The 2,114-nt window shown below is 67.5% G+C and carries 2 protein-coding genes; both read left to right on the top strand.

What is annotated here, in order from left to right; all coding sequences use genetic code 11:
• Window positions 1-388: 388 nt before the first annotated feature.
• Window positions 389-778 (top strand): DUF6153 family protein, encoded by a 390-nt coding sequence (locus K6I33_RS34485; protein ID WP_229358744.1) that lies wholly within the window; start codon window positions 389-391, stop codon window positions 776-778.
• A gap of 842 nt (window positions 779-1,620) precedes the next feature.
• Window positions 1,621-2,114 (top strand): pyridoxal-phosphate dependent enzyme (locus K6I33_RS34480; protein WP_229358743.1); only part of this gene is annotated, 494 nt, incomplete at its 3' end.

Below are 2,114 nucleotides of genomic sequence, written 5' to 3'. Positions count from 1 at the left end.
CCGATCCGCTCCCACAACTCATCCGACACGATCCACGGCGATGCCCCCACGAGCCGGACAACGCTCAACCCGCCCGTCAGACACGGCAACCAGCGTCAACAGATCTCATTCTGTTAGCTGTTGTAAGTCGCCCAAACCTCCAGGACCCGACTATTCCTGGACAGGTGAAACGATTAACCCTTGCTTACCGATAGCAGTGACGAACCGAGCCGTAATGCCCATTGCAGCATCTGCACGTTGGCTGATTCACACACCGTTGGGACGATGCGGTGACATTAACGGGCCGACGTGACGCTAGGATCACGTCATGGTCTCGGCCCAGCCCACACTCCGTACGCGACGGAGCCACCGCCCGGTGGCAGGTCCGTCGCGTCTGCTGGGGCTGGCCATGCTGCTGTTCGGCTTCCTCTACACCCACGGCATCAGCGGTGAGAGCGCCGTCAGCCACTCGACCGGCAGCCCGGTGGCCATGTCGACCTTCGAGCACACCGCCAAGGGACATGAGGCACAGGGAGCTTCAAATCCTGGTGCCGTGTCGTCCGCTGCGCTGAAGCAGGACGACACCAACGGTCACCACGGCAACGGCGAGACCGTTCACGCAGCCGAGGAATGCGCGTCCGGCAAGCCGCAGGAGGGCCCGGACTTCTTCGCACCCAACTGCTCGACACCGTTCGACACCGCGACGGCGTTGACCACCCCGGCCGGGGCGACCGTAAGCCTGCCTGCAAGTGCGCCGGAAAGCCCATCGTCGGCAGCCGTACGCATCCTGCGCATTTAGAAGCCAGGTTCTCCGGAACCGGTCGGATTTCACCAGGCATTCAGGCTGAGTTCATCTTGGACTCATAGCCCATTGCCTCCGGTTCCTGGTGCCGCATCGCATCGTTCCTCAGTTTTCTGAGTGCGACACCGCGCTATGCCCTGGCACCGCCAGCCGCCCGTCTAACCCGCCTCCACGCGCCCGGGAATTTCCGGCCGGTGTGGATGTCGTACGGAGTGCCTGTGCCGCGCAATACGCCCGGGGGCCATGGATCGAAGTGGCCTCTGTCCCCTACGTCCGCATTCAAGAGCCGTAACCGTCCAGGGCTTTTGACACCACTCCGCCCCCTCTTCGCCCGCTGGCTTCCGGCAGTCGTCGTGGGGAGTCTGCTGATGCTTCTGGTGGGCTGCCCCCTGCCCACGTACGCATCCGGCCATCCGCACGCCCCACGGGTGACGGACGGATTCGCCGGCCACCACAGCACACCCGTTAGTCACGGCTCCCCTCATCGCACTCCAGCCCCACGCGACTGCACCTCTTGCCAGCAAGCGGCCCAGCGTCGCGCCGACCTCACCGCGCCCCAGCCCACGCACGGGCCCGACCCCTCGGGCGCTCTGACGAACCAGCCCGTCGGCGCACTGCCCCCATCGCCTGACGCTGTCCACGCGCTGTACGGGCTGAGCAGCGCGCAGTCGGGCCAGGAAAGACTCACCCATCTCTGTCGGTGGCGGAAATAGGAGCTCGCCGAACCGGCCGACGTAATCCGGCCGCCGCGTGGAGCCATCAGGGGCGCGCCGAGACGCGCCCGGACCGGACGCGCGGAACGAGCACTCCTCACCAACGCATCGACCGAAAGGCGAACCATGGACCCCCTGACGTCCCAGCGCGTCAGTTCCGCCCGCCCGAGCACCTCCGGCATCTCGGGCCTGGTCGGCGACACCCCTGTCCTGCGGGTGTCCAAGCCCCTCGCCCCCGCCGGGCACGGCTTCTGGGCCAAGCTGGAGGGCTTCAACCCCGGCGGCATCAAGGACCGTCCCGCCCTGCACATGGTGGAACGCGCCCGCGCCCGCGGCGACCTGCGCCCCGGCGGCCGGATCATCGAGTCCACCAGCGGCACGCTCGGACTGGGGCTCGCTCTGGCCGGCATGGTCTACGGGCACCCCGTCACCCTGGTCACCGACCCCGGCCTGGAACCGTCCATGACCCGGCTGCTGACCGCCTACGGAGCCGGGGTCGACGTCGTCCCCGAACCGCACCCCACCGGCGGCTGGCAGCAGGCCCGCCGCGAACGCGTCGGCCAACTACGCGCGCAGCACCCGGATTCCTGGGTGCCGGACCAGTACAACAACCCCGACAA

The sequence above is a fragment of the Streptomyces sp. UNOB3_S3 genome, from assembly GCF_020740895.1.
Taxonomy (GTDB): domain Bacteria; phylum Actinomycetota; class Actinomycetes; order Streptomycetales; family Streptomycetaceae; genus Streptomyces.
This window is presented reverse-complemented; position numbering and strand designations above follow the sequence as displayed.